The following is a 26,197-nucleotide window of genomic DNA, read 5'->3' on the forward strand; positions in this document are numbered from 1 at the left end:
GCCGGACACTGTCAGGAAACGGCCACGCCTTCTGGGTAGCGCCGTATACCCCGAATTGGGAAGATCCTGGAATGAACGCTGCGCGGTCGGACGTGTCGGTCACCGGCAGGCGGGCGGCGTTCGCGACCGCTCCCGTGGTCGCGGTGATGGTGGGGCTCGCCGGGCTGCTGACCGGGCTTTCCCAGCGTTACGGTTTTCACCGCGACGAGCTGTACTTCATGGTCGCCGGTGACCATCCCGCATGGGGCTACGTCGACCAGCCACCGCTGACCCCTCTCATCGTGCGGACGGTCACCGCGGTCTTCGGAGACGCCCCCGCCGGACTGCGGGTCGTCTCGACGCTCGCCTGCGTGGCGACCGTCCTCGTGGTCGCGCTGGTGGCCGGTGAGCTGGGCGGGGGGCGCCGCGCGCAGATGATCGCCGCGTTCTGCGCGGCGGCGTCGGCGTTTGTCCTGGCGGTCGGCCACATGGTCTCCACGGCCACGTTCGACATGCTCGCGTGGGTGGTGATCGCGTGGTTGGCGCTGCGCCTGCTGCGCACCGGGGACGGCCGCCTGTGGATCGCGATCGGCGCGGCCGTCGGCCTCGCCGTACAGAACAAGTATCTCGTCGGGCTGCTGGTCGTGGCCCTGCTCGCGGCCCTGCTCGCGGTGGGACCCCGCGACGTGCTGCGCAGCCGGTGGCTGGCCGTCGGGGTGGCCGTCGCGGCGGTTCTGGCCGGCCCCAGCCTGTGGTGGCAGGCCACGCACGGGTGGCCGCAGCTGACCGTCGCGGGCGGGATCAGCGCCGATGACGGGCTCGAGAACCGGCTGCTGTTCGTCCCCATGCAGATTGCCTACCTGTCCCCCCTGTTCGTACCGGTCTGGATCGCCGGATTCCTGCGCCTGTGGCGCGACCCCGAGCTCCGGTGGGCGCGCGCGGTGGCACTGGCCTACCCGGTGCTGTGCGCGCTGGTGCTGCTGACCGGCGGCAAGCCGTACTACGCGCTGCCCCTGCTCCTCGTTCTGACGGCGGCGGGCTGCGAGCCGGTGTCACGGTGGATGCGGGAGCGGTGGCGGATCTGGGTGGTCGTCGTCGCCGGAGTCGTGGCGGCCGCGATGTCCGCCGTGATCGCGCTGCCCCTGCTGCCGCCGAGCGCGCTGTCCGTGCCGAACGCGATCAACAGCGAGCAGGGCGAGCAGGTCGGGTGGCCGGAACTCACCGCCGCGGTGGCCGCCCAGTGGTCCGCCATCCCCGCCGAGCAGCGCGCCCGGGCTGTGATCTTCACGGCGAACTACGGCCAGGCGGGCGCGATCGCCCGGTACGGCCCGGAGTACGGCCTGCCCATGCCGTACTCCGGCCACATGAGCCACGCCGACTGGGGCCCGCCGCCCGACTCCGCCGACGGGCCGGTGCTGCTGGTGTACGGGGAAGGCGACCAGCCGTCGGAGCGGCTCCTCACCGGCTGCCGGCAGGTGGGCCACGTCGACAACGGCCAGGGCGTGGACAACGAGGAGCAGAACGCTCCGATCGCGCTCTGTTCCGGCACGGCCAAGCCCTGGTCTGCGCTGTGGCCCAGCCTGCGGCACTTCTACTGACGGCTTCTACCAACCGGTGGGCGCGGTATCCGACAGCGGACCCGGCTCCGCCCCGAGGCCGCCGAGCAGCTCTTCCGGGCGGCGCAGGATCCCGGCCACCATGTGGTGGTCGCGCGCCGGCTCATCGAGCACGGGGCGCGGCTCGGGAAACCGCTCGGCCAGGACGGGGAACGCCGGGTCGGTGGCAGGCCCTGGCCGAACGTGGTCCCATGGTTTCTCCGTGGGGCTCACGGCAGGGCGAGCTCCCGGCCACTCATCCGCAGGTGCCTGATCCCGAGGTCGATCGCGGCCTCCAGGTGAGTGGACCGTCCGGTGGACATCATGATCGACACTCCTCCCTGCACACCGGCGAGGAGAGCCGCGGCGGCCTCGTCGACGTCGTACGACGCCGGAAGGTGGCCGCCGTCCCGCATCGCCCGGATGCCGGCGGCCAGCTCGGCCTGCCATCTGTTCAGGAGTTCCACCACGACGGCCCGGGCGCCCGGCGTGGTGCGGCCGATCTGCAGGAACAGCGCGCTCAGGGGACAGGTGTCACCCTGCGACCGATATCGCTCGACGACGACGTCCCGCCATTGGTACCACGCGTCCCAGGAGGTGAGACAGCTGAGGTACGGCTGCTGGTCGTCCAGCACCCGGTCCGCCTCGTACTGGGCGACGGCGAGCAGCAGCTGGTCCTTGCCCTCCGGGAAGTAGTGGAACAGCTGGCTCTTGCTCGTGCCGGTCTGCTGCCGGATGTCGTCGAGCGTGGCGGAGACGACGTTGCTCTCCCGAAGCACCAGGGCGGCCCCTTCGATGATGCGCGCCCGCGTGGCCTCGCCCTTCGGTGTGAGGGACCGTTGCATGGTTCTCGCTCCTAAAATGGACTTCCCAGTTCATTTTATGCGCCAGGCTCTCCCTGACCGGTGAGGCCCCGACGACCGGCCTTCCGATCCCCGCGTGCCCGGACGTCCGGGTCGCGCGGGAGCCGTGGACCGCACGGCCTGGTCGCCGGAGAGATCGCTGGCACAATACGGGCATGCGATGCACTCAATGTGACAGCGTGGATCTGGAACCGGGCTTCATCGAGGACGGCGGTGAGCACTCCCACGGGTACGGCCGCTGGATCGAGGGCGCTCTGAAGCTCGGGCTGTTCGGCGGCGCCAGGCGGCTGGGAAAAGCGCGCTGGATCATTGACGCCTTCCGCTGCGTCCGGTGCTCCCATCTCGAACTGTTCGTCCGCCCGAACGACTGAGCCCGGTCCTCCCGTAGCCGAACTCCGGCAGACCCGGGTGATCCGGTGACGCGCCCGGTCGGGGGTCGTCACCACCGGACCGGATCGCTCTCCCTCCACCCGGCGGGCGTCCGGGTGTCGTCCGCGCGCAGGTGGACGACACCCGGACAGCTCGGCCGCGGCGATGGTAAAGCAGGGCCGGTCATCGCCCGCCGGTCTCCTCGACGGACTTGAGCACGGCGTCGGCGATCGAACGCGGGTCGACGCCGAAGTGCTCGCGTACGGACTCCCGGGTGCCGGAGAGGCCGAACCCGTCGGTGCCGAGGGAGATCCACGGCCGGTCGACCCACGGGCTGATCTGATCCGGCACGGCGCGCATCCAGTCGCTGACCGCGATCACCGGGCCCTCGGTCCCGGCCAGGGCCTGCTGGAGGTACGGCACTCCGGTGGAGGTCATCGCGTCGCGGCGCAGCTCGCTCCACGAGGTGACCGACCAGACGTCGACGCCCACGCCGTACTCCTCCTGGAGCATCCGCTGCGCGGCCAGCGCCCAGTGGATCGCGGTGCCGCTGGCGAGCAGGTGGGCCTGACCGCCGCCGGAGGAGTAACGGTAGATGCCCTTGAGGATGCCCTCACGCACGCCCTCGGGCATCGCGGGCTGGGGAAGCGCCTCGTTGTAGAGGGTGAGGTAGTAGAAGACGTCCTCGCCGTCGGGCCCGTACATGCGCCGGAGCCCTTCGCGCACGATCTCCGCGACCTCGTAGCCGAAGGCGGGGTCATAGGCGAGACACGCGGGGTTGGCGGAGGCGAGCAGCTGGGAGTGCCCGTCGGCGTGCTGCAGCCCTTCGCCGGTCATCGTGGTCCGTCCCGCGGTGGCGCCGATCAGGAATCCGCGGCCGAGCTGGTCGGCCAGCGCCCACATCTGGTCGCCGGTCCGCTGCCAGCCGAACATCGAGTAGAAGATGTAGAACGGGATCATGGCCTCGCCGTGGGTGGCGTAGCTGGAGGCGGCGGCCGTGAACGACGCCATCGATCCCGCCTCGGTGATGCCCTCGATCAGGAGCTGGCCGTCGACCGCCTCCTGGTAGGACAGCAGCAGGTCCCGGTCGACCGACTCGTAACGCTGCCCCAGCGGCGAGTAGATCTTGGCGGTGGGGAACATCGACTCCATGCCGAAGGTCCTGGCCTCGTCGGGCACGATGGGCACCCAGCGGCGCCCGGTCTCCGGCTCCTTCATGAGGTCCTTGACCAGGCGGACGAAGGCCATCGTGGTGGCCACCGGCTGCTTGGACCCCTTCTCCAGGGACTGGAACGGCCGCTCGGCCGGCGCCGGCAGCGGCTGGTGGGAGACGGTTCGGTTGGGGATGGGCCCGCCCAGGGCGCGGCGGCGCTCGGCCACGTAGCGGACCTCGGGTGAGTCGGCCCCGGGGTGCAGGTACGGCGGCAGGTCCGCGTCGAGTGCCTCGTCCGGCACCGGCAGCCCGAGCCGGTCGCGCAGCGCCCGGAACTCGTCCTGGGTGAGTTTTTTCATCTGGTGGTTGGCGTTGCGCGCCTCCACCCCGGCCCCGAGCGTCCATCCCTTGACGGTCTGCACGAGGATCACCGTCGGCGCGCCGTGGTGGTCGAGGGCCCGGCGGTAGGCGGCGTGCACCTTGCGCGGCTCGTGGCCGGCCCGCGAGCCGCCGACGATGCGCCGCAGGTCCTCATCGGAGTACGGCACGTCCAGCCCGTGGAACAGATGCTGCCTGATGTAGTCCCCGGTCGAGGTGGCGAAGGTCTGGAACTGCCCGTCCGGCATCTCGCTCAGCCGGGACACCAGCTCGTCCGAACCGAGCAGCCCGTCCCACTCGGCGCCCCACAGCGCCTTGACGACGTGCCAGCCCGCGCCCCTGAAGACGCCTTCGAGCTCCTGCACGATGCGGGTGTTGCCGCGCACCGGCCCGTCGAGCCGCTGCAGGTTGCAGTTGATCACGAAGGTCAGGTTGTCCAGCCCTTCGCGGGCGGCCAGGGTGATGGCCGCCGTGGACTCCGGCTCGTCCATCTCGCCGTCGCCGAGGAAGGCCCATACGTGGCTGAGCGAGGTGTCCTTGATTCCGCGGTTGTGCAGGTAGCGGTTGAACCTGGCCTGGTAGATCGCGTTGAGCGGCCCGAGGCCCATGGACACCGTGGGGAACTGCCAGAACTCACGCATGCTCCGCGGGTGCGGGTACGACGGCAGCCCGCCCTCGGGCTCGCGCCGGAACAGGTCCAGCTGGCCCTCGGTCAGCCGTCCCTCCAGGAACGCGCGGGCGTAGATGCCCGGGGACGCGTGGCCCTGGAAGTACACCTGGTCATGACCGCCGTGGAAGAAATGGTTGAACCCGACCTCGTACAGCCAGGCGGCCGAGGCATAGGTGGCCAGATGGCCGCCGAGCCCGAGCCGGCTGCCCCTGGTGATCATCGCCGCCGCGTTCCACCGGTCGTAGGCCGCGATCCGCTCCTCCAGTTCGAGGTCACCGGGGTAGCCGGGCTCCTCGGACGTCGGCACGGTGTTGATGTAGCGGCTGCTCGTGGCCAGCCGCTTCAGCAGGTACTCGGCCCGTTCAGGGCCTGCCGCCCGGCGGACCGCCTCCAGCGATTCCAGCCATTCCGCGGTCTCCTGCGGGTCAATATCCTTCTCCATATCACCATTAAACACCCAATGATCGATCATCGGTTGTTTGCGTCTGCCATTATTGGACTCGTGAAACCTGTCGTACGGCTCCCGCTTCGTGATCAGATCCGGCAGGCCGTACTCGACGGCCTGATCAGCGGCCGGTGGGGGCCCGGTGACCGCGTGGTGGAACGGCGTATGGCGGCGGAGCTGGGCGTCAGCCAGGCTCCGGTGCGCGAGGCGCTGCGCGAGCTGGAGGCGCTCCGGCTCGTCGAGTCGTCACCGCACAAGGGCGCGCGGATCCGCCGGCTCACCGCGACCGACCTGCGCGAGATCTACGAGGTGCGGGCGGGCCTGGAGGAGACGGCCGTGCGGCTGCGTCACCCGCCCGTCGAGGCGCTGCGGGTCCACCTCGCCGGCCTGCACCAGGCCGCGGCCGCCTCCTCCCTGGTCGACCAGGTACGCCACGGCGTCGCGTTCCACCGCGAGATCGTCGAGGCCTCGGGCAACGACGTGCTCCTGGCGGTGTGGGAGTCGCTCGGCATCGAGGTGTGGACGCACCTGTCGGTCCGGCTGTTCCGGATGCGGCCCTGCGAGAACGCCGCCGATCACGAGCCGCTCATGGCGGCGTTCGAACGCAGGGACCCCGACGCCGGGGCCCTGCTCCGCGACCACGTCCTCGACTACGCCCCGCTCAACTGATCACAGCCGGTCTCCGCTCCTCGGTCTCGACGACGTCGTCCCGGCGCCGCGCAGTGAGGCGGTAACGCACCCGGAGCCGCACACGCGGCGGATGGGAAGCTCCGTCCTTTGGGACGGGGTGGCTGTCAATGCGGCGCCCGCTCCGTCGCCGCCGCCAGCAGGCTCTCCAGGAACAGCAGGTACGCGGTGGCGCCGGGGTCCGGGTGGCCGGTGCCCCGTTCACCGACCCATGCCGCCCTCCCCTTGCGCGCGGGCTGGTCCGTCGTCGCCTCGACACCCTCGCGAGCCGCCGCGATCATCGCCGCCAGGCGTTCGCCCTCCCCCGCCTTCCGCAGCGCGTCCACGCTCGGAGCGAGTGCGTCGAGCACGGTCTTGTCACCCAGGCCGGCCTTTCCGCGCTCTGCGATGCGCCGCTGGGCGCTGTCCCCGATCCGTACCGCGACCTCCGGGCTCAGCTCGCGCTCACCGTCCACCTCCTTCGCCGCGGCGAGAAGGCCGGTGCCCACCAGCGCGGCCATCGTCGACGGGTTGCCTCCGGCGAACGCCGTACCGGCGGTTCGCAGCAGCGCGCCGAGCGTGTCGGGCGGCGTCTCGACCAGCGCGGCCCGGATCGCGCCGGCACCTCTGTCGACGGTGATGCCGAGGTCACCGTCCCCGACCGCCGCGTCGAGATCACGGAGATGGTCACGCTGCCCGGCCAGCGTCAGCAGTGCCCGGTCGAGGATGGCGCCGACTTCGGGCACGGTGAGAGTGGTCATGACGGCTGTCCCTTCACTGCTGGTCCTGCTGGAAGAACGGGGAGTCAGCCGGAGCGTCGAGCAGTTCGGTCAGCTCGTCGTCGAGACGCAGCACCGTGACCGACGCGCCGGCCATCTCGAGGCTCGTCGCGTATTCGCCGACATAGGGGCGATGCACGCCGATCCCCTTGCCCAGGAGGGTGTTGTGGACGCGCCGGTAGATCAGGTACAGCTCCTCCAGGGGAGTGGCGCCCAGGCCGTTGACGAGGACCGCGACCTGCTCGTCCGCCCCGAGCCGGAGGTCGTCCAGGACGACCGCGAGCAAGGTGTCGGCCACCTCGTCGGCCGTTTCGAGCGGGCCACGGCGTGATCCCGGCTCGCCGTGGATGCCGATCCCGATCTCCATCTCGCCGTCGGCGAGCTCGAAGGTGGCCCTGCCCGCCTCGGGCAGGATCGTCGGTGAGAGCCCGACGCCGGCCGAGCGGGTGTTGTCGACCGTACGCTGGGCCAGCTCGGACACCTTTTCGAGGGAGTCGCCGCGTTCGGCCGCGGCACCAGCGATCTTGAACGCGAAGACCATGCCGGCGACCCCGCGTCGTTCGGTGCCGCGTTCGGGCGGTGCGCTCAGCGCGTCGTCGGTGATCCGGACCGTGCGGGTCGGGATGTCGTCGAGGTCGGCCATGTCGGCGGCGAGGTCGAAGTTGAGCGAGTCACCGACGTAGTTGCCGTACAGGTAGAGAACGCCCGCGCCGCCGTTGACGGCCTTGGTCGCCTCATACATCTGCTCCGCCGACGGCGAGGAGAAGACGTTGCCCACCGCGACCCCGCTGCACAGCCCCTTTCCGACATAACCGAGGAAGGCCGGCAGGTGACCCGAGCCACCGCCGGTGACGATGCCGACCCGACCGGCGGCCGGCGCGTCGGCGCGCACCAGCGCCCTGCGGGTCTCGCTCGCGGCCCGCAGGCGGTCGGAATGGGCGAGCAGCAGGCCATCGACGACTTCGTCGACGAAGTCGTGCGGGTCGTTGATGAGCTTCTTCATACGAGGTCCTCCTCGGGCGTCGTCCTGTTCCACAGATCGTTCGGTGAGGGGTGCTCGGTTCTGCTCCGGGGCTCGTTCGGTGAGGGGTGCCCGGTCCTGTTCCGCGGATCGTTCGGTGAGCGGTGCCGGCCGTCGTCCCGGGGGCCGTTCCGGCTGTCGTTCCGGGGGTCGTTCAGCGAACGGTGCTCGGTGACGATGGCGGTCACCAGGGCCGAGGGAGTGATGTCGAAGGCCGGGTTCCAGCCCAGGCTGCCGGGTGCGGCCACTCGCCGGCCGTCGATCTCCAGCACCTCACGCTCGTCACGGATCTCGATCGGGATGTCGGATCCGGTCGGGGTGCCGAGGTCGATCGTGGACTCGGGGGCGGCGACGACAAAGGGAATTCCGGCGTGGCGCGCCGCGAGTGCGTGGCCGAGCGTCCCCACCTTGTTCGCGACGTCGCCGTTGGCCGCGACACGGTCCGCGCCGACCACCACGGCGTCGACGTCGCCGGCGAGGATCAGACCGGCGGCGGCGGAGTCCACGATCACCCGGTGCGCGATGCCGTGCCGGCCGAGTTCCCAGGCGGTGAGCCGGCTGCCCTGCAGCAGCGGACGCGTCTCGCAGACGTAGACCATGTCCAGGCCGGTGGTGGCGTGCAGCCGCCCGATGACGCCGAGCGCGGTACCGTACTCGACGCCCGCGAGCGCGCCCGCGTTGCAGTGGGTGAGGATGCGCCGCGCCCCGGCCAGCAGCCGTGCTCCACGCTCGCTGAGCGCGCTGTTGGCCTCCAGATCGGCGTCCCGGATGGCCAGCGCGGCCGCGACGATGCCGGCGGCGCCCGCTCCGGCGGCACGGACCTTCCGGATCTCACCGACGCCCCAGGCCAGGTTGACGGCGGTGGGACGGGCCTCGACGAGCAGTCGCGCCGCGGCGGCGAGCTCACCGTCCAGGTCAAGGTGATCGTGTTCGGCCCGGGTCGCCGCGAGCGCCATGCCCATCGCGCCCGCCACGCCCAGCGCCATCGCGCCACGCACCGCCAGTGACCGGATGTGAACGACGAGGTCTTCGACGTCGTGCACGTCGACGTGGATCTCGGTATGCGGCAGCCGCGTCTGGTCGATGATCCGTACGGAACCGTCCAGCCAATCTATGGTTCGCATAGTTGGTAGCGTTGTCTGACAACTGACATCTGTCAAGCATTCTGTTAGGGTCGGATGTGGACCCGCAAGCCGATCCGTTCGATGAGAGGTGCGCCATAACCGTCCTGCGCTCCCGGGCCTCTCTGCCCCAGCAACTGGCCGACGACCTGCGCGCGCGCATCAAGGCCAGGGAGTGGGCTCCCGGCGAGAGGCTGCCCACCGAGGCCGAGCTCGTCGCCGAGTACGGCCTCTCCCGCGCCACCGTGCGCCAGTCCATCAAGGACCTGGCCGGTCAGGGCCTGGTCGTCGTGCGGCGGGGACTGGGCACGTTCATGGCCCAGCACCGCGAGATCCACGCCGGCATGCAGGAGCTGACGTCCATCTCCGCGACGATCGCCGAGATGGGCTTCACGCCCTCCATGAGATACCGCCGGCGCACCATCCGTGACGCGACCGACGACGAGCTCGCCATGTTCAACCTGGATCCCGGCGCCAGAGTGCTCGACATCCAGCGCAAGATCCTGGCCGACGACACGGTCGTCGCCTACTCCTACGACATCCTGCCGCGCTGGGTCTTTCCCGACGACTTCCGGGCCGGCCATCTACGGGGGTCGGTGTTCGGCTACCTCGCCGACCACGACGGACCGCGGCCGACGCGGGCCGTGGCCACGGTGCACGCCGTCCGCTCCGACGTCGTCGGCTGGGACGACGACGCGGGTGAGGACAACCTCTACGTGCTCCTGGACCAGCTGCAGTTCGACGACAGGGGCCGGCCGTTCATGCACTCACGGAGTTTCTTTCTCGAGGGGGAGTTCAATTTCACCGTGATCCGTACCCACTGACCGCGGGCCGTGCGCCGCCCGCCGAACCCAAGGATGTGCGCGATGAAAGCTTTCGTCCTGGAATCACTGATGCCCATCGAGGCCGGGCCACTGCGCCTGCGCGAGGTGGACGAGCCGGTGGCCTCGACCGGGCAGGTGGTGGTCAAGGTGGCTTCGTGCGGGGTCTGCCGATCGAACCTGCACATGATCGAAGGCGACTGGGCCAAGGATGGCACGCCGTCGCACCTGCCGATCATCCCGGGACACGAGGTGGTGGGCACCATCTCGGCGGTGGGCCCAAACGTGGACCACCTGAAGGTCGGCGACCGGGTCGGGGTCCAACCGCTCTGGTCGACCTGCGGTCACTGCGACTACTGCGTCAGCGGCCTGGACCATCTGTGCCAGGCGAAGAACATCACCGGCGAGACGGTCGACGGCGGATACGCCGAATACATGCTCGCGACAGCCGCGCACACCTACCTGCTGCCGGACGAGCTGACCTTCGAGGACTCGGCACCCCTGTTCTGTCCCGGTATCACCGCCTACGGCAGCGTGGCGAAGGCCCGCCTCTCGCCGGGCAAGCGGGTGGCGGTGTTCGGGATCGGCGGGGTGGGCCACATGGTGCTGCAGCTGGCCGTGCTGTCGGGCGCCGACGTCTTCGCCGCCGCCCGCGGACGTGACCACCTCGAACTGGCCGAAGAGCTGGGCGCCCAGGGCATCGACGCCAACGAGGGGGACCCGGCCGAGGCACTGATCAACCGTGGCGGGGTCGACGCGGCGATCGTCTTCGCGCCGTCGGACACCGTGGTCGCCCAGGCCATCCGCGCCACTCGTCCGGGCGGCACCGTCGTCACCGGCGTCAACGCCACCGTCGGGGCGCTGCCGTTCGCCCAGGAGAAGGTCGTCGTGGGCTCCCTGCTCGGCACCCGGCGGCAGATGCGGGAGGTGCTCAAGCTTGCCGCGGCCGGAAAGATCACGTCGCGCTGCGAGCCGTTCCCGCTGTCCGAAGCCGCCGAGGCACTGACCCGGTTGAAGAACGGCAGGATCCGCGCACGCGCCGTCCTGATGATCTGAGCACGCGACGGCACTTCTTCGCCGAGCGGCTCCGGGGACCACAGCCGCATGCCGGAGCCGCAAGGCCCGGACAACAACACCCTGTCAACGAGGTCGCCGTGGAGCTCACGCATCCGCTTCCGCGACCGGCTCACCGCGGCATGAGATCCCTCCGCCGACGGGCCTCAGGGGGCCCGTTGCCGTGTGCGACACTGTCGCATGCTCGATCTGACCCTCGATCCGGCCGTCGAGACCAGGCTCATCGGCCGGTTCGGCCCTGGTTTCCGCGACTGGTTCGCCACACTTCCCGAGCTTCTGGGAAGGCTCGCCCGGCGCTGGGACCTGGAGGTCGTCGCCGCCGTCGCGGCGGGCAACACCTCGCGGACCTTTCACGTACGGCGGGCCGACGGCGTCCCCGCCTTTCTCAAGCTCACCCCCGAGCCGCAGATCGGCATCACCGAGGCGACCGCGCTCCGGGCGTGGGAGGACAGCCCTCACGTGGTCCGGTTGATCGACTCGGACGGAGAGTCGGGAGCGCTGCTGCTGGCCGCGGTGGAACCCGGCACCCGGGTCGAGCGGCTGCCGATCGAGGACGTCGCGGTGCTTCTCCGCTCGCTCCGCCCGGCCCGCTCCCCCGACGACGAACTGCCCACCCTCCGGCAGCGCGTCGACTTCCTCTTCGACCTGACCCTCGGCCGATGGCGGGGAAACCCGGCGGAGCAGTACATCGACCGCGACCTCCTCGATCGCCGCCGGGCCGCCGCGCTCACCCTGGCCGCCGGCGGCCCCGCCGGGCTGGTTCACGGAGACCTGCACCCCGGAAACGTCCTCGTCAGCCATGTCCACGGCTTCACCGTGATCGACCCGCGGCCCAGCATCGGCGATCCCACGTTCGACGGCATCGACTGGGTCCTCGCCCAGGCCACGGAACTTCACGATCTGGAGGCGAACATCACCCGCCTCGCCGAGCTGATCCCGGAGGTCGATCCCGACCGGCTCATGGACTGGTGCCGGACGACGGCCGCCGTCATCGCCGTCCCCCGGTTGAACCGCGACCCACATGACCGGGAGACCCGATTCCTCCTGCGACTGGCGATCAGTGACGGCTGACGCGCGTCGGCCGGGCGCCCGAACCGTGGTGGATCACCGGTAGTAGTCCTCGATCGGGACGCGCGCCTCGTCGAACAGAGCGGGGCCCTCCTGGGGCACGTGTGGCCAGCCGCCGCCCGGTTTGAGGTTCGCGAGCTGCTCGTTGGAGAGCGCGAACACGACCCGGCCGAGGCCGGAGCGCTCGATGGCGCCCGCGCACATGCCGCAGGGCTGGCAGCTCGTATACATGGTGGTGGCGGCCGCGGCTTCGGGATCAAGCTCGCGAGCCGCCCATCTGGCCAGCTTCAGCTCGGGGTGGGCGCTGATGTCGCCGTCGCTCAGGACCGTGTTGTGGTCTTCGGCGAGCACGGCGCCGTCCGGGCCCACCAGCAGAGATCCGAACGGTGCGTCTCCGGTCTCCCGCGCCTTGGCGGCGAGCTCGATGGCCCTGCGGAGGTGGTTTTCGTCATCGCGTGTCATGGTGTTTCCGTTCGTTTGCACCGTTTCAGGCTATCCAGCGATCACCCCCGCCTGGAAGGGAATCCTCCCGGCGTACGGGTCGATGAGTCGTGGATCTGCCGGTATCTTTGCCGAATGACCGAGAGTCTTGACGCGACCGACTGGTCGATCCTGGTCGAGGTTCAACGAGACGGCCGCATCCCGCTCACCGAGCTCGGACGGCGGGTGAGTCTCAGCGCCTCCGCGACGACCGAGCGGGTCAAGCGGCTGGAGGCGGCGGGCATCATCACCGGCTACCACGCCGCCGTCGACCTGACGAAGGTCGGTTACGCCGTGCTCGCCGTGGTGCGCCTCAAATACCCCGGCAGCCGGCACCAGCCGCTGCATCGGCTGCTCGAGGAGCGCTCCGAGATCCTGGAGTGCCTGCGGACCACCGGTGACGACTGCTACCTGCTGAAGGTGGCCGCGACCTCCATGGCCCACCTCGAACAGCTCATCGACGAGCTCGCCCAGTTCGGCAGCACGACCACCAACCTCGTCTACAGCCAGACCCTGTCCTACCGCGGCCCCCAGGGGCCTTAGGGCCTGTGTGGTGTTGTGATCTATCTTCGGGTTCCGCTCCCATATGAAAAGCCCGCCACTCTTTCCACATGGCGGGGGCGCAATATTTCGGCAGCGAGCATGATGGAATCGGTCAAAATTACCGAGTCGAGTTGCTGGCGGTAGATCTCGAAGCCGCTCGACGCGACCACGAATCCAGTGGCGCGACCAACGAGACGATGGTGAAGTCCGGAGTCCTGTTGGCCAGTGTGCGTGTACGTCGGGTCGCCGGTACGGTGCCGAACGCCTGTGTCGGCCCCGGGGGATAGCCGGCGGTCGAGTCTCTGTATGCCGCCGTCACATCAGCCGAGGTGTGAGGCCGGGGAAATCCTTCTGAGGATCCCGATGGACCGGCCACGCGCCGGACATGACCGAGTATCCCTGTCCGGTCATCGGACAGTGCAGCCCTGCACTGTTGGCTCGGCCGCCTGCGGCGTTTCATTGCGAGCGCAACACCACACCGATCTCAAGCCTAGAAGTCGGCATGAAGTATTCCCATTTCCGGCATTGTCTGGCAGCCGTGCCGGGTCGAGGTCCGGGAACGCGCGATTCCGCTCGCTGACAACGGCGGCCGTTCCTACCATGCCGTGCCGCTGCTGTGGCCGGAGCACGACACCGACTGCACCAACGCGGAGATCGACTTCGCAGAACGCGACGTGGCCTCGCCCACCGTCGATCTCTTCGCCCACCACGACGGCGCCCAGAGCAACTGTTCGATCAGCGTGGACTCGACGCAGTTCCACAACTACGCCGTCGATTGGCAGCCGAATTCGGTGAAGTGGTACGTCGACGGCAATCTGATCTGCACGGTCAACGCCTCGATCAATCACTACAGCTCCACCAACGGCGGCGCCCAGATGGACCTGTTCCCGTCTTCGGGGACCCTGATGCGCCCAGCCCGTCAGGACGTCGACTGGATCCGCACGTACTCAACCGCCTCCACCCAATACCGCTGACCTGGGCAGAGCATCAGCCATCCCTCTGAGAACGCGCGCCTGGCCCGACAACCGTCGGGCCAGGCGTTGCGCTGTCGGAATATCATGCCCGCGACGGTCAGGGGGTGAAGATTTCCTGGACCTTGACGATCTTGCCGCGATAGACGGTGATCAGTGAGGGCTGACCGCTGTGGGCATGCCGCTTGAGCAGGACGCTCCGCGAGCAGCGCTTGGCGCCGAGCGCGCTGTGCGGGATCAGGGTGACGTCGCCGTTGGACACCTTGCACCCGGACGCGGACAGGAAGACGACGTTCTTGGCGACGGGGGAGGAGTAGGCCATGGCGTCGTTCTTCGGCGGGCCGACGAACCAGCCTTCGGTCACGGCGCCCTTCTTCCACCTGGCGGGCGTGTACTCGGCGGTGGTGCCGTGGACGTAGGTGATCCTGCCGCGCAGGATGCCGTTGTGGCGGGGGCTGATGTGCTTGGTGAAGTCGTGCCCGGGATCGGCCTGCAGGGTCGCGCCGAAGACCTTCGGGGCCTTGTACTTCGGGTAGGTCGCGGCGTTGGCGGCCATCCCGGACGACAGAACGACGGCTGTGGCCACGCCACCGGCGAACAGGATGCGCAGGAAGGTTTTCACATCCCTGAGATCCACTCGGCCCGGAAAAGTTCGCCGCAAATTATGTGACCCAGGTCACATCAGCGCGGATGTCGCGTAACGATGCTTTCCGGAGACGATCAGGTGTTAGATGCCGTCCTCGCACGACCGGCTTTACCATGACCGACGGTGGTGCGTGCCCGGATCACGCCCACGTCTCAGATCCGTGCGGGGCCCGGCCTGGAATGGCCCAGAACCGGCGTTGGCCGGTTCGCCGAGGCGGTCTCGGATTCATCGTTTCGCACTGTTTCCCATGAAAATTAATCGATCAATCAATGCCGACTGATTGTGGATATGCTGGCCATGTCGGGAAGGTTGGCGTCCGACGGCACACGACAACTTCTCGCCGGCCACAAGGAGCAACTGATGACGCACTCGGTGGTTGCCCGCTGGACAGGAGCAGTTCTTGTGGCTTTCCTGTTGACCGGTTGCTCGCCGCCCCAATTGGGCGATCGTGGCGGAGAGGACGAATCGCCGGTTGACAAGATCAGCGACGTCGACTACATCGAGGTCTTTCGCAACGCCGATAATTTCCCCAATGTCGCTCGCATCTGTATCGAGGGCCTGGCCTTCGCCAGTACGGCGAGCACCGTCGCCAATCCGGTGCTGCTTCGCATGCCGGAGTGGGACGCCAAGTGCGTGAGTCATGCAAAGACTCCTCCGCCGCCCGGGTGAGCTCCTCGCCCACGCTGCCCGCCGTCACACCGTCCGGTTGACGCGTTCGGTTCGGCGGGCTCAGAAGGGCGGCAGGGCCAGAAGGGCGGCAGGATCGTGGATCTCATGGCTCGAACATGCGGCACCCGTCGGCCACACGGGCACGCCTGAAGTACGGCAGAGCGCCTGCCCCGTGCCGAGAGCAAGATGGCACGATGAAAGCATGCCTCCGGCGGGGGGCGCTCCGGCACCGAGGTGATCACCGCGCGAAAATCGACTGACCAGGTCATTGAGATTTCCTGTGACGAGTCCGGCTCGGAGGGCGAGAAACTCATCGGTGGAAATACCGACGTTTTTGCGCATGCCTGACCGGCCTTCCGGAGAAACCGCTGGCCATCAGCCTGGAGATCTGATGACCGCCGGCCCGGAGAACCACCGACCGCTTACCCGGAGTACGGCGTGTCCGTTGACAGGGGCCTTTGGGGCCGATTCACGGGAACGCGCATGTGCATCTAACCGACAAGACCTTTTTTGCCGTCGGCAAAATGATTGACCTGCTCGTCGGAGAGGTCATTTACGCGACAGGTATAGGAATGTATCGGGACCGGCAAGCTGAGAGCATGGCCGTCACCCTGTACCGCGAGGGCCGGCATACGTTCGGGCGCGAACGGTGGAATGCTTTTCTGGAGTCTTTCAACGACCTGATGCGCGCCAAGACGCCCGTCGACTCGCTCTTTCGCATGGTCGACGCTTTGAGTCTTGCCGGCGCGCAGGGCGAGGTTGGCGAAATCATGAGATTGCTGGGGCATGCCAGGCCGCACACAGACTCTTTTCGGGCGCGGCTTCTCGACAGCCCGAAGATGATTCTGGTGCTGGACCCTCTGATCCCGGCCATCGCCTGGGCCGTCGTCCACTGGGGTGAAGGCAGAAAGCCCGTTTCCATCGTTCATGACGAACACAACGGGTTGACGGAAGAGCGTGTCGCGCAACTCAGGGCGATGCTCGGCACGTCGCAGAATGCTGTCTCCCGCTGCTCGCCGTCAGATCGGTTGATCAGCCTGAGACTCGTCGACTCGCGCCTGGATCCACGGGTCCAGGTTGCCGACTTCCTCGCGGGTGTGGCACGGAAGATAGCGTCGGACGAGCTCAACGATCGAGGCGCGGAGGTGGAGCCCGGCGAGATAGCTCCCGGGCGTCTTGTCATAACGGGTGGCAATACCCCGCCAGGCCTTCAGCTTGTTGATCAGGTGCTCGACGGTGTTCCGCTCCTTATAAAGATCAGCGTCGTGGCTAACGGGCCGGCCGCCCCTGCTGCCCTTCTTCTTCCGGTTGGCGGCCTGGTCCTTCTTTTCCGAGATGACCGCCTTGATGTGGCGTTTCCGCAGGTAGGCGCGATTGGCGCGGGACGAGTAGGCCTTATCGCCGGCGACCGCACCGGGCCGGGTGCGGGGACGGCCGACGAGCAGGCGGACCCGCACCTTCTTAAGCACGGCGATGAACTGCGGGCTGTCGGCGGCCTGTCCCCGCGGTCAAGACGATCGGCAGCGGGCGGCACTTGCGGTCAGCGGCGAGGTGGACCTTGCTGGTCTGTCCGCCCCTCGATCGTCCGAGCAGGGCAGCTTTCAATCGAAGTTTGCGCCGGCGCCGAATGCGTCGTCGTTCTTCCCGCTCGGGGTCGTTTCCGGCGTCTTGGCCGCCCCCTTTTCCCGGGCCTGCTCTTGCTCTCGCGCGGCTTCCTCCAGGGCGTCCAGGACCTCCTTGTCGATGTGCATCCCGGCGGCGTCGTGGCGGGCGCGGGCTGTCGTGGAGTCCACGCTGACCAGGGAGAAGTCCGTCTCTTCCTGGCGGGCGGCCTCGGCGATCAGGCCTTTCACAGGGCGGTGAAGACGTCGGCGTCTCGCCAGATGCGGAAGCGGCCGCAGACGGTCGGCCAGGGACCGAATTCGGGAGGCATAGATCACAACACCACACAGGCCCTAGCCCCGGAGCACGAACGATCACCGTCGCCGCCGGGACCACCGATCCGGAACCGAGCCGCTCGTGGCCAGGCGACGAAACCGCACGGACAGAGCAGTGGGAAGGACAGGCTTATATCCTGTCTTCCATTATATGCTGGAACCCATGAGTCCTCGAACGATGACGGAACCCGCGTTCCTCGTCCTCACCGCGCTGGTCGACGAGCCGCGGCATGGCTACGGGATCGTGCAGGAGGTCGAGAAGCTGTCCGGCGGGCGGGTGGATCTGAAGATCGGCACCCTGTACGGCGTGCTGGACCGGCTGGCCGCGGACGAGCTGGTGGCGCTGGACCGCGAGGAGGCGCAGCAGGGGCGGCTTCGCCGTTACTACCGGCTCACCGAGTCCGGGGCACTCGCCCTGGAGGCGGAGGCCGTACGGCTGGCCGCGAACGTCAGAAGCGCCCGCGAACGGCTGCGCGCCCGGCACGCGGGAGGCATGGCGTGAGCCTTCTCGAAGACCGCTACCGCTACGTGCTGCGGCTGCTGCCCGCCTCCTACCGCGCCGAGCGCGAGGAGGAGATGGTCTGCGCCTTCCTGGAGGGATCGGGAGGTCTCTCCGACGCCGACAATCCCCGGCCGCGCTGGTCGGAGATCGCCAGCGTCGCCGCCCTGTCGCTGCGGGTACGCCTGGGAGGCGCAGGCGCGTCGCCGAGGTTCTTCGCCTGGGGTGAGGCCGTCCGCCTGGTGGCCGTCCTGGGACTGTTCTTCCACGCGATGATGAGCTGCGTCTGGCTCGGAGACTTCCTGAGGCCCCCCGGAGTCTTCGGCTCGCCGTCCGTCGACTACCGGGCGGCCCTGGGTCCCGCCGGTTCCGTTGAGCGGCTGTGGAACATCGTGCAAGGACTCGGCGGTCTCCTGTGGATCGCGGCCTTCGCCTCACTCGTCCGCGGTCGCCCGCGCGCCGCGAAGCCACCGGCGCTGCTCGCTCTCGCGCTGCACTACGGCATCGCCTTCCCCTCGGGTCTCGCGAACTGGGACTACGACAAGATCGTGGTTCTCCAGAGTCTTCTGTTCGTGGTGCCCGTGCTGGCGCTGGTGGCCGGATTCCATCGTGACGCGCCACGGATGCGCCGCTCCCCGTGGGTGGCCGCGGCGCCCGTCGGCGCCGGCGTCCTGCTCTACGTGATCCTGGGCGTGCTGGGCTCGACGATGCGGGCGACCCTCGACTGGCGGTTCTGGTCATGGGTGTGGCCGTGGCTGGGCGTGTCGGGACTGGCCTGCCTGGCCCTTCTGGTCGCGAGCGCGACCTGCGTCTGGACGCGTCTGCGGGTTCCGGCCGGGCGGACGCCCTCCCTGCCGCTGGCACTGGCGATCCTGATCGTGCCCGTGGTGCTCTCCTGCGCCTCTTTCCTGACCTTCGAAGCCGTCGATCCGATCAGCAGGACCATGGCCGCCGTGACCGTCGGCCAGCTTGTCGCGCTGCTGCTGTGCGGCCTGACACTCGTCGTCCTGGCCGCCAGGACGATGCCCGCGCTCCCCCGCGTGACTCCTTCGTCCCCGTGAATCCCCCGGCTGGGCGACAAGGCGAGTGTCGATAACCTGAGCTCACGGTCCACTCCCGCTGGGCCCTGGAAGGCGAGGCCACCCATGACCACACTTGACTCCTCCATCCCGCGGTTTCACCTGGCGATGCCCGTCGACGACCTCGCCGCCGCGCGCCGCTTCTACGGCGAGGTGCTCGGTCTGGAGCAGGGCCGCAGCTCGGACACCTGGGTCGACTGGAACCTGCACGGCCACCAGTTCGTGACGCACCTGGCGCCGGGCCGTTCCCAGGGAGTCAGCAACCCCGTCGACGGCCACGACGTCCCGGTGCCGCACTTCGGCCTGATCCTGGCGGTCCCCGAGTTCCACAAGCTCGCCGACCGGCTCCGCGCTGCCGGCACGGCGTTTGTCATCGAGCCCTACGTTCGCTTCGAGGGCCAGACGGGCGAGCAGTGGACGATGTTCCTGCTCGACCCGGCGGGCAACGCCCTGGAGTTCAAGGCATTCGCCGACGACTCCCAGGTCTTCGCCGCCTGACGTCACCCCGCCGGATCCCCCTTCGACCCGGAGCGATCGCCCCGCCGCCGAAGCTCGTTGACCAGGCCGAAGGCTTCCCGCGCTGTTCCGGCCTGCCGATGCGCTCACCTCACATGCGACATCAAGAGCGCACCGGCAGGCCACCCCCGCGGCGTCACCCCGCGTCCGAGGGCTCCAACCGGGCGATGGACATCCGGCTCCGGAATCATCAAGATCTCATTATGAGATTACCCTTCATGGTTTTAGTCATCGGGGCGTTGGGTGTGCTCACCGCCCCGGTCGCCGTCGCCGCGACCAGTTCATCGGCGTCGCTGAACGTGGTGGCGATGGGCGACTCCTACGGATCAGGCACCGGTGCCGGGAACTACCGGCCCGGCACCGAGGGAACGTGTTATCGCAGCGAGAACTCCTACTCCTCGGTCATCGTCGACACGCTCAGGCAGAGTGGCAAGCAGGTGCAGTTCACCAACGTCACCTGCAGCGGCGCGGCCATCAAGACCCTGGGACAGACGTTCAAGGACCAGCCCCCGCAGCTGGACGCGCTCCGTCGTGACACCGACGTGGTGATGCTGAGCATCGGCACCACCGACGTCGACTTCGCCGGATACGGCGGAGTGTGCATCCAGGCGGACTGCACGGGCGCGCCCACCAAGGCGATTCTCAGCCGCCTGCCCGGCATGGGTAAGGCCCTGAACTCCCTCCTGACCGACATCAAGGCCCGCAGCCCGCACGCCAAGATCGTGGTGACCGGATACGGCCAGCAGGTCACCCGGGGCGAGAACGCCGCCAATGTGCCGCTGGACCCGATCTGCGACAGCCAGGTGTTCAGCGACGAAGAACGCGTGCAGGGCAACAACGTCTCCAGTGCGCTGGATGTGACCCTGCGCCTGGCCACCCTGGCCGCCAAGGCGCAAAGGGTCGACGTCCAGTTCGTCAGCCCTTACACGAACTCGGTCAATCTCCAGCCCGAGTTCGCGGGTCATTCGCTCTGCGAGTCCGCGCCTCAGTTCTATCGGGGGTTCGACGCACTCGCGCCCGGGCAGGAGGGCCCGGACGCCGTACTGCACCTCAACCAGCAGGGACAGGCCGCCATGGCCGACCTCATCCAGCGCAAGGTGCCCGTCCTCGCCGGCTCGGCCCAGCCCTAACCCGAGTCCTCGTCGTCCAGAAGCCCCGCGTCGTGGGCCAGCAGCGCGATCTGGACGCGGTTGTTGAGGTCGAGTTTGGTGAGGATGCCGGAGACGTGGGTCTTGACCGTGGGGACGCTGAGGTGGAGCACGGCTCCGATCTGGGCGTTGGAACGGCCCTGACCGACCGCGACGGCGACCTCGCGCTGGCGGTCGTTCAACAGTGCCAGGCGGTTCCTGGCCTGAGCGCGGCGCCGGTCCTGTCCTCCGTCGGCGACTCGGGCGATGAGACGCCGGGTCACCGACGGGGACAGGACCGGGTGGCCCTGGGCCACCCGGCGTACGGCGGTCACGATCTCGTCGGGCGGAGTGTCCTTGAGGAGGAATCCGGCGGCTCCGGCGCGCAGGGCGCGCAGGACGTGTTCGTCGGCGTCGAAGGTGGTCAGGATGATGACCTCCGGCGCGTGGCGGCGGGCGCGCAAGGCCTCGGTGGCGGCCAGCCCGTCCATCACGGGCATCCGGATGTCCATCAGGACCACGTCGGGGGCGTGCCGGTCGACCAGGGGCAGCACCTCGGTGCCGTCTCCCGCCTCGGCGACCACGCGGATGTCGGTGGCACCCCCCAGCATCATCACCAGCCCGGCGCGCACCAGCGGGTCGTCGTCGACGATGAGCACGCCGACCGTCCGGGGTTCCGATGTGGTCATGGCGGCCAGGGTAGCCAGGCCGCCAGCCGCCAGCCACCCGCGGCGGTGGGTCCGTACTCAAGTCGTCCGCCGGCCAGGGCGACGCGTTCGGCCAGTCCGATCAGGCCCTGGCCGGCCCCCGCGTCGGGCATGGGCGCGGTGGTGGGTGCCGTGTTGCGCACCTCGACGGCCAGTCCCTGCTCCGGCTCCCCCGCCACGTGGACGCGCACCTCGGCTCCCGGGGCGTGCTTGCGTGCGTTGGTCAGGGCTTCCTGCACGATCCGGTAGGCGGTGCGGCCCGCTTGGTCGGGGACGGTTCCGGTGAGCTCATCCCGCAGGTCCACCCGCATCCCCGCGCTGCTCGACTCGGCGACGAGTTGCGGGACGTCGGCGAAGGTGGGCTGAGGCAGTTCGCCGACCGGGGCGCGCAGGACGCCGATGACCTCGCGCAGATCCTGCAATGCCTGGTGGGCGCTCTCCCGGATCACCTTCGCCGCGCGGGCGATGTCCCCGGAGGGGGCGTCGGGATTGTATTCCAGCGCTCCGGCGTGCACGCTCAGCAACGACAGCCGGTGACCGAGCACGTCATGCATCTCCCGGGCGATCTCCTCGCGGGCGCGATGCTGAGCCTGCTCGACGCGCAGGCGCGTCTCGGTCTCGGCGCGGGCCGCGCGATCAAGCAGCGACAGCACGAGCCGGCGCCGATAGTGGATGAACAGGCCCCAGCCGACCACGGCGCTCTGAATCGCGACGCCCAGCAGAAACAGCAGGAAGGGAGGCTCATCGGGGTCGGGACGCAGCACGACGAAGGCGACCCCGGCGAGCAGGCTCAGCACGAAGACGGCAGCCGTGGTTCTCGGCGTCCGGTGCACCGCGACCGTGAACAGCGCCACCAGCATCGCGCCGGCGACCATCTCGGAGAACGTCGAGAGGGCCACCAGCACCAGGGCGAGTTCGACCGGCCGGCGGCGGCGCAGCCACAGAGCGGCGCAGCCCAGCACGCCGGTGATCTGGTCGAGGTTGAACAGCCACTGCGGCCCGGCCAGGGAGGACGCGTCAAGTCGCTCGGCGGCCGTCAGGACCCCGAAGGCCGCCGCGAGCAGGAACAGGCCGGTGTCCACGAGCCGATCGCGGAGACCGTGCCGGGGGGTCGCAGATCTGTTCATCCTTCCGAAAGCCTACGGCGCGGCAGGGAGGCATCGCCCGCCGTGAGCGGCGGGCGATACCAAAGTCGCGGCGAGCGATGCTTTCGTCGACCGGAAAGCCCGGGAACGGCGACGTAGGTCGAGGTGGGAGATCCCCATGACCGATCCCCGCCGGAGCGGCGGTATCTAGCGTTGAACCATGCGCGAACTCATCCGATTACTGGGAATCGTCATGATCCTCCAAGGCCTCAGCGGAGCCGTCGACCACCTGGCCGTCCAGCCTCTCTTCGGCCTGTTCCTCAACTTCTTCAACCGTGTGATCCTCCCCCGCCTGGATTTCCTCACCGGCTACGAACTCTTCGCGAACCTGATCCTGGCGACGCTGGGGGGCGCCGTGGTCATCGCCTCGATCCAGAGACGGGCGACATGACGTTCAGCCCACCGGAACCGCGACCGGAGAAGCCGTGATCGCGATCCTGATCGGTATCGCGTTCGTGACGACTGGACGGGCGCATGTCCCCCATTGACGACTCGGGCATCGATTCTCGTGACGAGTCGGCTCCCTTTTACGAGACCGTCATCCTGACGGCGCTGGCGGCCGCGGCCGTCATGGCCGTAATTACCATCCTCGGCGGCAGCGGAGAAGGCAAGTACGTCAAATTGATGCTCCTGGGTCCGTTCGGCCTGATCTTCTTTGAGTTTGTCGTCCACGAGGTCTGGTGGAAGCGATGGTGGGGGTTCCTGCCCGGAGCCGTCGCCGGGCTGATCATCTACTTCGAAGGCCGGGCGGCTCTCGCCGGCGTCATCGACTCGGTGTGGGCCCAGTCCATCGCCTATGTCGTCGCCTGGACATCGTTCGCCGCCGTCTTCGCCATCGCCAGTCGCCGGCCCCGTACCGACTTCTCCGCCTCCGGCCGGCGGGAAGACCGCTGATCTTCAGGCAGGCCGGTGGCCAAGGGCCGCACCCCGTACGCGGAACGAACTCCCCCAGCCGATCTCAGGCGGAGAAGAGAACGGGTGATGAGAAGGTCACGGTCTGGAGGCGATCATTCCGGGTCTTTACAAAGGTCTTTACAGGGACCTTTACAGAGGACCGAAACAGGATAAAACTCATCGATCACCAGGAAAATCACGCACCTGCGAAGGTGGTCGCCGTGTACCAGCAGATTCTCGATCCCGTCGCCCATTCCCTCGCCTGGAGTGCCCTGGTCGCCGCGCTACCGCTGCTGGTGCTGTTCGTGCTGCTCGGCGTATTGCGGGTGACCGCCTGGGTCGCCTCGCTGGTCTCCCTCGCCCTCGCCATCGTGATCGCCGTCGCGGTGTACGGCATGCCGATCGGGCAGACGCTGCTGGCCGGATCCGAGGGGGCGGCGTTCGGCTTCTTCCCGATCCTCTGGATCGTGATCAACGCGATCTGGGTCTTCCAGATGACCGTCACGACCGGGCACTTCGACGTGCTGCGGCGCTCGTTCGCCCGGGTGAGCGACGACCAGCGCATCCAGGCGATCATCATCGCGTTCTCCTTCGGAGCCCTCATCGAGGCGCTCGCGGGATTCGGCACGCCGGTGGCGGTCACCTCGGTCATGCTGATCGCCCTCGGCTTCAACCCGCTGAAGGCCGCGGTGCTGGCGCTCACCGCCAACACCGCGCCCGTCGCCTTCGGGGCCATGGCCACCCCGATCATCACGCTCGGCAAGGTGACCGGCCTGTCGAGCGACACCCTCGGTGCGATGGTGGGCAGGCAGACTCCGCTCCTCGCGCTGTTCGTCCCGCTGGCGCTCGTCTTCATCGTGGACGGGCTGCGCGGGGTGCGGGAGACGTGGCCGGTGGCGCTGGTCTGCGGAGTCGTCTTCGCGATCGCGCAGTACGCGACCTCGAACTTCATCTCGGTGCCACTGGCCGACGTCGTCGCGGCCCTCCTGTCGGCCGCCGCCGTCGTCGCGATGGTCCGCGTCTGGCGCCCGCGCCATCCGTACACCAAGCCCGCCGTGATCGCGGGCGGCGCGGCCGACGAGCCGACCCCCGAGTTCGCCGAACGCGTCGCCCACCCCGACTCGCGCGCGGACGTCATCCGGGCGTACGCGCCCTACGGGATCATCATCGCGGTGTTCGTCATCTGCCAGATTCCCGCCGTCAAGAGCCTCCTCGACAGGGCGACGTTCACGGTGAAGTGGCCGGGGCTCCACCTGCTCAACGCGGAGGGCGAGGAGCTGTCGCTGGCCACGTTCACCCTCAACCTGCTCACCACGCCCGGCACCCAGATGCTCGTCGCGGGCATCATCACCATGATCGCGCTCAGGCTCTCCGCCCCGCGGGCGCTGCGGGCCTACGGGACGGCGCTCCATCAGCTCCGCTGGGCGATCGTCACCGTGATGACGGTCCTGGCGCTGGCCTTCGTGATGAACGCCTCCGGGCAGACGATCACACTGGGAACCTGGATGGCCGGAGCCGGAGCCGCGTTCGCGCTGCTGTCGCCGATCCTCGGCTGGCTGGGAGTGGCCGTCACCGGCTCCGACACCTCCTCCAACTCGCTCTTCGGCGCCCTGCAGGTCACCGCGGCGGGCCAGGCCGGGCTCTCCGAGATCCTCATGGCCGCCGGCAACAGCTCGGGCGGCGTGCTGGGCAAGATGATCTCGCCGCAGAACCTCGTCATCGCGGCGGCGGCGGTCGGCCTGAACGGCAAGGAGGGCGACATCTTCCGCCGGGTCATCGGCTGGAGTCTGGTCTTCCTCGTCTTCCTGTGCGTCCTGTCCGCCCTCCAGGCCTCGGTCCTGTCCTGGATGGTCTTCTAGGGATCCTTGGTCGCCCGTTCGGAAGAGCCGTCCGACGAAATTCAAGGACCGGCATCAACGACGGGTCGATTCAAGCCGGGGCGCCTCCGAGCCTGCCGAAGGCTTCGCGCTTGTCGTCGGGGGAGACCCGAATGGAGATGGCCGCGGTCACCTCGATATCGCGGACGGCCTGGAGCGGGGCCGGGACGTCGGGGCCGAGACGGAAGACCAGGCCGCATTTCTCCGAACCCACGAGGCCATTATCGATATCGGATCGCAATTCAATTGCTCTTTCCAAATTAAATTATTGATGATATCCTTGGAAAGTCAATTGTTTTGTGGTGTTAGCGTTTGTCACATGCTCAGCGACAAGCCAAGTTCTCCCCCGCGGCCCGCTTCTCGCGCGAAGATCGCGACTCGCGACGTGCCCTACAACGACCTCGATGTCCGGCTGACCGGACAGCTCCACTGGGATGAGGCGCAGGACAGCCCGAAACCCGGAATACTCCTCATCCACGGCGGCGCCGGCCTCGACGAACACGCACGGGAGCAGGCGCGTCGCTACGCGGAGCTCGGCTACACCGTCCTCGCCTGCGACATGTACGGCGACGGCGTCGCGGGCGACCGGGAGCGGGTGATGGCATGCGTCACCGCCCTGAGCGAGGACCCGGCGCTCCTCGTCCGCCGGGGCCAGGCCGGCCTGGCGGCCCTCTCCCTCTGCCCCGAGGCCGGCGAGGACGTGGCCGTCGTCGGTTTCTGCTTCGGCGGCATGGCCGCGCTGACGCTGGCGCGGTCGGGTGCGAACCTTGCCGGCGTCGTGAGCATCCACGGCAGCCTCGCAACCGGCAAGCCCGCGGAGCCCGGCGCCGTCGCGGCGAAAATACTCGTCTGCCACGGGGCATTGGACCCGCACGTTCCCATGGACGACGTCGCCGCGTTCACCGACGAGATGAATCGCGCCGAGGCCGACTGGCAGCTCGTCGTCTACGGCACCGCCATGCACGGCTTTACGCACAAGCACGCGGTAGCGGGCGCGATGCCCGGTGTCGCCTACGACCCGCTCACCGATGAGCGCTCCTTCGCCGCCACCGGCGCGTTCCTGGCCGAGGCGCTGGCCTCTTAAGAGTGCTCAGACTCGCCGAGC

Annotated in this window: 29 protein-coding genes and 1 pseudogene; 17 read left to right on the forward strand and 13 right to left on the reverse strand. The window is 68.7% G+C overall.

Annotation, left to right across the window (positions count from 1 at the left end):
- Positions 1–71 precede the first annotated feature (71 nt).
- On the forward strand, positions 72–1,577 hold the full coding sequence (locus DKM19_RS25385; RefSeq protein WP_110698909.1) for a glycosyltransferase family 39 protein: 1,506 nt from the start codon (positions 72–74) through the stop codon (positions 1,575–1,577).
- A gap of 6 nt (positions 1,578–1,583) precedes the next feature.
- Here DKM19_RS25385 and DKM19_RS25390 read toward each other — a convergent pair whose 3' ends face one another.
- Complete coding sequence (locus DKM19_RS25390) at positions 1,584–1,808, reverse strand: hypothetical protein (RefSeq protein WP_110698910.1); 225 nt, start codon at positions 1,806–1,808, stop codon at positions 1,584–1,586.
- Entirely contained in the window at positions 1,805–2,419 is a 615-nt protein-coding gene (locus DKM19_RS25395) for a TetR/AcrR family transcriptional regulator (protein WP_110698911.1), read from the reverse strand. Before DKM19_RS25395 ends, DKM19_RS25390 begins: the two co-directional genes overlap by 4 nt.
- A gap of 197 nt (positions 2,420–2,616) precedes the next feature.
- Here DKM19_RS25395 and DKM19_RS25400 point away from each other — a divergent pair, with 197 nt between their 5' ends.
- On the forward strand, positions 2,617–2,808 hold the full coding sequence (locus tag DKM19_RS25400) for a hypothetical protein (RefSeq protein WP_239513580.1): 192 nt from the start codon (positions 2,617–2,619) through the stop codon (positions 2,806–2,808).
- Positions 2,809–2,989: 181 nt separating this feature from the next.
- Here the strand turns inward: DKM19_RS25400 and aceE are convergent, their stop codons facing one another.
- The gene (gene aceE / locus DKM19_RS25405) at positions 2,990–5,449 is read right to left on the reverse strand and encodes a pyruvate dehydrogenase (acetyl-transferring), homodimeric type (protein ID WP_239513581.1); all 2,460 of its coding nucleotides are present in this window, start codon (positions 5,447–5,449) and stop codon (positions 2,990–2,992) included.
- 60 nt (positions 5,450–5,509) lie between these two features.
- Between aceE and DKM19_RS25410 the strand changes: the two genes are divergently transcribed.
- Positions 5,510–6,121: a GntR family transcriptional regulator gene (locus DKM19_RS25410; protein ID WP_239513582.1), complete on the forward strand. Its 612-nt coding sequence runs from the start codon at positions 5,510–5,512 to the stop codon at positions 6,119–6,121.
- Positions 6,122–6,246: 125 nt separating this feature from the next.
- Here DKM19_RS25410 and DKM19_RS25415 read toward each other — a convergent pair whose 3' ends face one another.
- From DKM19_RS25415 to mtnA, 3 genes are read right to left on the reverse strand one after another with little or no spacing between them, the layout of a single operon-like run.
- Positions 6,247–6,879, reverse strand: coding sequence for a DAK2 domain-containing protein (locus DKM19_RS25415; RefSeq protein ID WP_110698915.1), 633 nt, complete (start codon positions 6,877–6,879; stop codon positions 6,247–6,249).
- A gap of 13 nt (positions 6,880–6,892) precedes the next feature.
- Complete coding sequence (locus DKM19_RS25420; RefSeq protein WP_110698916.1) at positions 6,893–7,900, reverse strand: dihydroxyacetone kinase subunit DhaK; 1,008 nt, start codon at positions 7,898–7,900, stop codon at positions 6,893–6,895.
- Positions 7,897–9,042: an S-methyl-5-thioribose-1-phosphate isomerase gene (gene mtnA / locus DKM19_RS25425; RefSeq protein WP_110698917.1), complete on the reverse strand. Its 1,146-nt coding sequence runs from the start codon at positions 9,040–9,042 to the stop codon at positions 7,897–7,899. The genes DKM19_RS25420 and mtnA overlap by 4 nt, the downstream gene beginning before the upstream one ends.
- A 56-nt stretch (positions 9,043–9,098) precedes the next feature.
- On the opposite strand from mtnA, the gene DKM19_RS25430 reads away from it, so the two are divergent.
- The 3 genes from DKM19_RS25430 (at position 9,099) to DKM19_RS25440 (ending at position 12,005) form a co-directional block, all read left to right on the forward strand.
- Complete coding sequence (locus DKM19_RS25430) at positions 9,099–9,863, forward strand: GntR family transcriptional regulator (protein ID WP_110698918.1); 765 nt, start codon at positions 9,099–9,101, stop codon at positions 9,861–9,863.
- 42 nt (positions 9,864–9,905) lie between these two features.
- Entirely contained in the window at positions 9,906–10,916 is a 1,011-nt protein-coding gene (locus tag DKM19_RS25435; RefSeq protein WP_110698919.1) for an alcohol dehydrogenase catalytic domain-containing protein, read from the forward strand.
- Between the two features lie 198 nt (positions 10,917–11,114).
- Positions 11,115–12,005: an aminoglycoside phosphotransferase family protein gene (locus DKM19_RS25440; protein ID WP_110698920.1), complete on the forward strand. Its 891-nt coding sequence runs from the start codon at positions 11,115–11,117 to the stop codon at positions 12,003–12,005.
- A gap of 33 nt (positions 12,006–12,038) precedes the next feature.
- Here DKM19_RS25440 and DKM19_RS25445 read toward each other — a convergent pair whose 3' ends face one another.
- Positions 12,039–12,464 carry a nucleoside deaminase gene (locus tag DKM19_RS25445; protein WP_110698921.1) on the reverse strand — a complete coding sequence of 142 codons (426 nt, stop codon included), beginning with the start codon at positions 12,462–12,464 and terminating at the stop codon, positions 12,039–12,041.
- A 114-nt stretch (positions 12,465–12,578) separates the two neighbouring features.
- Between DKM19_RS25445 and DKM19_RS25450 the strand changes: the two genes are divergently transcribed.
- The gene (locus tag DKM19_RS25450; RefSeq protein ID WP_110698922.1) at positions 12,579–13,025 is read left to right on the forward strand and encodes an Lrp/AsnC family transcriptional regulator; all 447 of its coding nucleotides are present in this window, start codon (positions 12,579–12,581) and stop codon (positions 13,023–13,025) included.
- A gap of 605 nt (positions 13,026–13,630) precedes the next feature.
- The gene (locus tag DKM19_RS25455; protein WP_162641741.1) at positions 13,631–13,999 is read left to right on the forward strand and encodes a glycoside hydrolase family 16 protein; all 369 of its coding nucleotides are present in this window, start codon (positions 13,631–13,633) and stop codon (positions 13,997–13,999) included.
- A 97-nt stretch (positions 14,000–14,096) separates the two neighbouring features.
- Here DKM19_RS25455 and DKM19_RS25460 read toward each other — a convergent pair whose 3' ends face one another.
- The gene (locus tag DKM19_RS25460; protein ID WP_239513583.1) at positions 14,097–14,618 is read right to left on the reverse strand and encodes a hypothetical protein; all 522 of its coding nucleotides are present in this window, start codon (positions 14,616–14,618) and stop codon (positions 14,097–14,099) included.
- Positions 14,619–15,002: 384 nt separating this feature from the next.
- On the opposite strand from DKM19_RS25460, the gene DKM19_RS25465 reads away from it, so the two are divergent.
- Positions 15,003–15,311 (forward strand): hypothetical protein, encoded by a 309-nt coding sequence (locus DKM19_RS25465; RefSeq protein WP_110705970.1) that lies wholly within the window; start codon positions 15,003–15,005, stop codon positions 15,309–15,311.
- A gap of 491 nt (positions 15,312–15,802) precedes the next feature.
- Here DKM19_RS25465 and DKM19_RS49730 read toward each other — a convergent pair whose 3' ends face one another.
- Both DKM19_RS49730 and DKM19_RS25480 read right to left on the reverse strand, forming a co-directional pair.
- Positions 15,803–16,279 (reverse strand): hypothetical protein, encoded by a 477-nt coding sequence (locus DKM19_RS49730; RefSeq protein ID WP_162641742.1) that lies wholly within the window; start codon positions 16,277–16,279, stop codon positions 15,803–15,805.
- A gap of 159 nt (positions 16,280–16,438) precedes the next feature.
- A pseudogene (locus DKM19_RS25480) lies at positions 16,439–17,244 on the reverse strand (IS5 family transposase); the annotation flags it as partial.
- A 182-nt stretch (positions 17,245–17,426) separates the two neighbouring features.
- Here DKM19_RS25480 and DKM19_RS25485 point away from each other — a divergent pair.
- From DKM19_RS25485 to DKM19_RS25500, 4 genes are all read left to right on the forward strand, one after another.
- Positions 17,427–17,750, forward strand: coding sequence for a PadR family transcriptional regulator (locus DKM19_RS25485; protein ID WP_110698924.1), 324 nt, complete (start codon positions 17,427–17,429; stop codon positions 17,748–17,750).
- Entirely contained in the window at positions 17,747–18,808 is a 1,062-nt protein-coding gene (locus DKM19_RS25490; protein WP_110698925.1) for a hypothetical protein, read from the forward strand. The genes DKM19_RS25485 and DKM19_RS25490 overlap by 4 nt, the downstream gene beginning before the upstream one ends.
- An 84-nt stretch (positions 18,809–18,892) precedes the next feature.
- Complete coding sequence (locus DKM19_RS25495; protein ID WP_110698926.1) at positions 18,893–19,324, forward strand: VOC family protein; 432 nt, start codon at positions 18,893–18,895, stop codon at positions 19,322–19,324.
- Positions 19,325–19,560: 236 nt separating this feature from the next.
- Entirely contained in the window at positions 19,561–20,472 is a 912-nt protein-coding gene (locus DKM19_RS25500; RefSeq protein WP_162641743.1) for an SGNH/GDSL hydrolase family protein, read from the forward strand.
- On the opposite strand, the gene DKM19_RS25505 is transcribed toward DKM19_RS25500, so the two are convergent.
- Together DKM19_RS25505 and DKM19_RS25510 are read right to left on the reverse strand one after the other, a co-directional pair.
- Entirely contained in the window at positions 20,469–21,158 is a 690-nt protein-coding gene (locus DKM19_RS25505) for a response regulator transcription factor (RefSeq protein WP_110698928.1), read from the reverse strand. The two genes, DKM19_RS25500 and DKM19_RS25505, sit on opposite strands and share 4 nt — an antisense overlap.
- Complete coding sequence (locus tag DKM19_RS25510; protein ID WP_110698929.1) at positions 21,155–22,303, reverse strand: sensor histidine kinase; 1,149 nt, start codon at positions 22,301–22,303, stop codon at positions 21,155–21,157. The genes DKM19_RS25505 and DKM19_RS25510 overlap by 4 nt, the downstream gene beginning before the upstream one ends.
- Positions 22,304–22,481: 178 nt before the next feature.
- On the opposite strand from DKM19_RS25510, the gene DKM19_RS25515 reads away from it, so the two are divergent.
- The 3 genes from DKM19_RS25515 to DKM19_RS25525 all read left to right on the forward strand — a co-directional run bounded on the left by DKM19_RS25515 (position 22,482) and on the right by DKM19_RS25525 (position 25,074).
- Complete coding sequence (locus DKM19_RS25515; RefSeq protein WP_110698930.1) at positions 22,482–22,712, forward strand: hypothetical protein; 231 nt, start codon at positions 22,482–22,484, stop codon at positions 22,710–22,712.
- A gap of 83 nt (positions 22,713–22,795) precedes the next feature.
- A complete protein-coding gene (locus DKM19_RS25520) occupies positions 22,796–23,215 on the forward strand; it encodes a hypothetical protein (protein WP_110698931.1) in 420 nt (139 codons plus the stop codon).
- Positions 23,216–23,436: 221 nt separating this feature from the next.
- Complete coding sequence (locus DKM19_RS25525; protein ID WP_110705971.1) at positions 23,437–25,074, forward strand: L-lactate permease; 1,638 nt, start codon at positions 23,437–23,439, stop codon at positions 25,072–25,074.
- Between the two features lie 70 nt (positions 25,075–25,144).
- Here the strand turns inward: DKM19_RS25525 and DKM19_RS49735 are convergent, their stop codons facing one another.
- Positions 25,145–25,306: a hypothetical protein gene (locus tag DKM19_RS49735; RefSeq protein WP_162641745.1), complete on the reverse strand. Its 162-nt coding sequence runs from the start codon at positions 25,304–25,306 to the stop codon at positions 25,145–25,147.
- 171 nt (positions 25,307–25,477) lie between these two features.
- Between DKM19_RS49735 and DKM19_RS25530 the strand changes: the two genes are divergently transcribed.
- Positions 25,478–26,176, forward strand: a complete 699-nt coding sequence (locus tag DKM19_RS25530) for a dienelactone hydrolase family protein (RefSeq protein ID WP_162641746.1) — start codon at positions 25,478–25,480, stop codon at positions 26,174–26,176.
- Positions 26,177–26,197 lie beyond the last annotated feature (21 nt).

Origin of the sequence: Streptosporangium sp. 'caverna', assembly GCF_003203775.1 — a bacterium.
Classification (GTDB): Bacteria; Actinomycetota; Actinomycetes; order Streptosporangiales; family Streptosporangiaceae; genus Streptosporangium; species Streptosporangium subroseum.

Bases quoted from the DNA above. Each gene is read 5' to 3' on its own strand.
- DKM19_RS25385 (WP_110698909.1), top strand. From the start codon at position 72: ATGAACGCTGCGCGGTCGGACGTGTCGGTCACCGGCAGGCGGGCGGCG.
- DKM19_RS25395 (WP_110698911.1), bottom strand. From the start codon at position 2,419: ATGCAACGGTCCCTCACACCGAAGGGCGAGGCCACGCGGGCGCGCATC.
- aceE (WP_239513581.1), bottom strand. From the start codon at position 5,449: ATGGAGAAGGATATTGACCCGCAGGAGACCGCGGAATGGCTGGAATCG.
- DKM19_RS25415 (WP_110698915.1), bottom strand. From the start codon at position 6,879: ATGACCACTCTCACCGTGCCCGAAGTCGGCGCCATCCTCGACCGGGCA.
- DKM19_RS25420 (WP_110698916.1), bottom strand. From the start codon at position 7,900: ATGAAGAAGCTCATCAACGACCCGCACGACTTCGTCGACGAAGTCGTC.
- mtnA (WP_110698917.1), bottom strand. From the start codon at position 9,042: ATGCGAACCATAGATTGGCTGGACGGTTCCGTACGGATCATCGACCAG.
- DKM19_RS25435 (WP_110698919.1), top strand. From the start codon at position 9,906: ATGAAAGCTTTCGTCCTGGAATCACTGATGCCCATCGAGGCCGGGCCA.
- DKM19_RS25440 (WP_110698920.1), top strand. From the start codon at position 11,115: ATGCTCGATCTGACCCTCGATCCGGCCGTCGAGACCAGGCTCATCGGC.
- DKM19_RS25445 (WP_110698921.1), bottom strand. From the start codon at position 12,464: ATGACACGCGATGACGAAAACCACCTCCGCAGGGCCATCGAGCTCGCC.
- DKM19_RS25450 (WP_110698922.1), top strand. From the start codon at position 12,579: ATGACCGAGAGTCTTGACGCGACCGACTGGTCGATCCTGGTCGAGGTT.
- DKM19_RS25465 (WP_110705970.1), top strand. From the start codon at position 15,003: ATGACGCACTCGGTGGTTGCCCGCTGGACAGGAGCAGTTCTTGTGGCT.
- DKM19_RS25485 (WP_110698924.1), top strand. From the start codon at position 17,427: ATGACGGAACCCGCGTTCCTCGTCCTCACCGCGCTGGTCGACGAGCCG.
- DKM19_RS25495 (WP_110698926.1), top strand. From the start codon at position 18,893: ATGACCACACTTGACTCCTCCATCCCGCGGTTTCACCTGGCGATGCCC.
- DKM19_RS25500 (WP_162641743.1), top strand. From the start codon at position 19,561: ATGGTTTTAGTCATCGGGGCGTTGGGTGTGCTCACCGCCCCGGTCGCC.
- DKM19_RS25505 (WP_110698928.1), bottom strand. From the start codon at position 21,158: ATGACCACATCGGAACCCCGGACGGTCGGCGTGCTCATCGTCGACGAC.
- DKM19_RS25510 (WP_110698929.1), bottom strand. From the start codon at position 22,303: ATGAACAGATCTGCGACCCCCCGGCACGGTCTCCGCGATCGGCTCGTG.
- DKM19_RS25515 (WP_110698930.1), top strand. From the start codon at position 22,482: ATGCGCGAACTCATCCGATTACTGGGAATCGTCATGATCCTCCAAGGC.
- DKM19_RS25520 (WP_110698931.1), top strand. From the start codon at position 22,796: ATGTCCCCCATTGACGACTCGGGCATCGATTCTCGTGACGAGTCGGCT.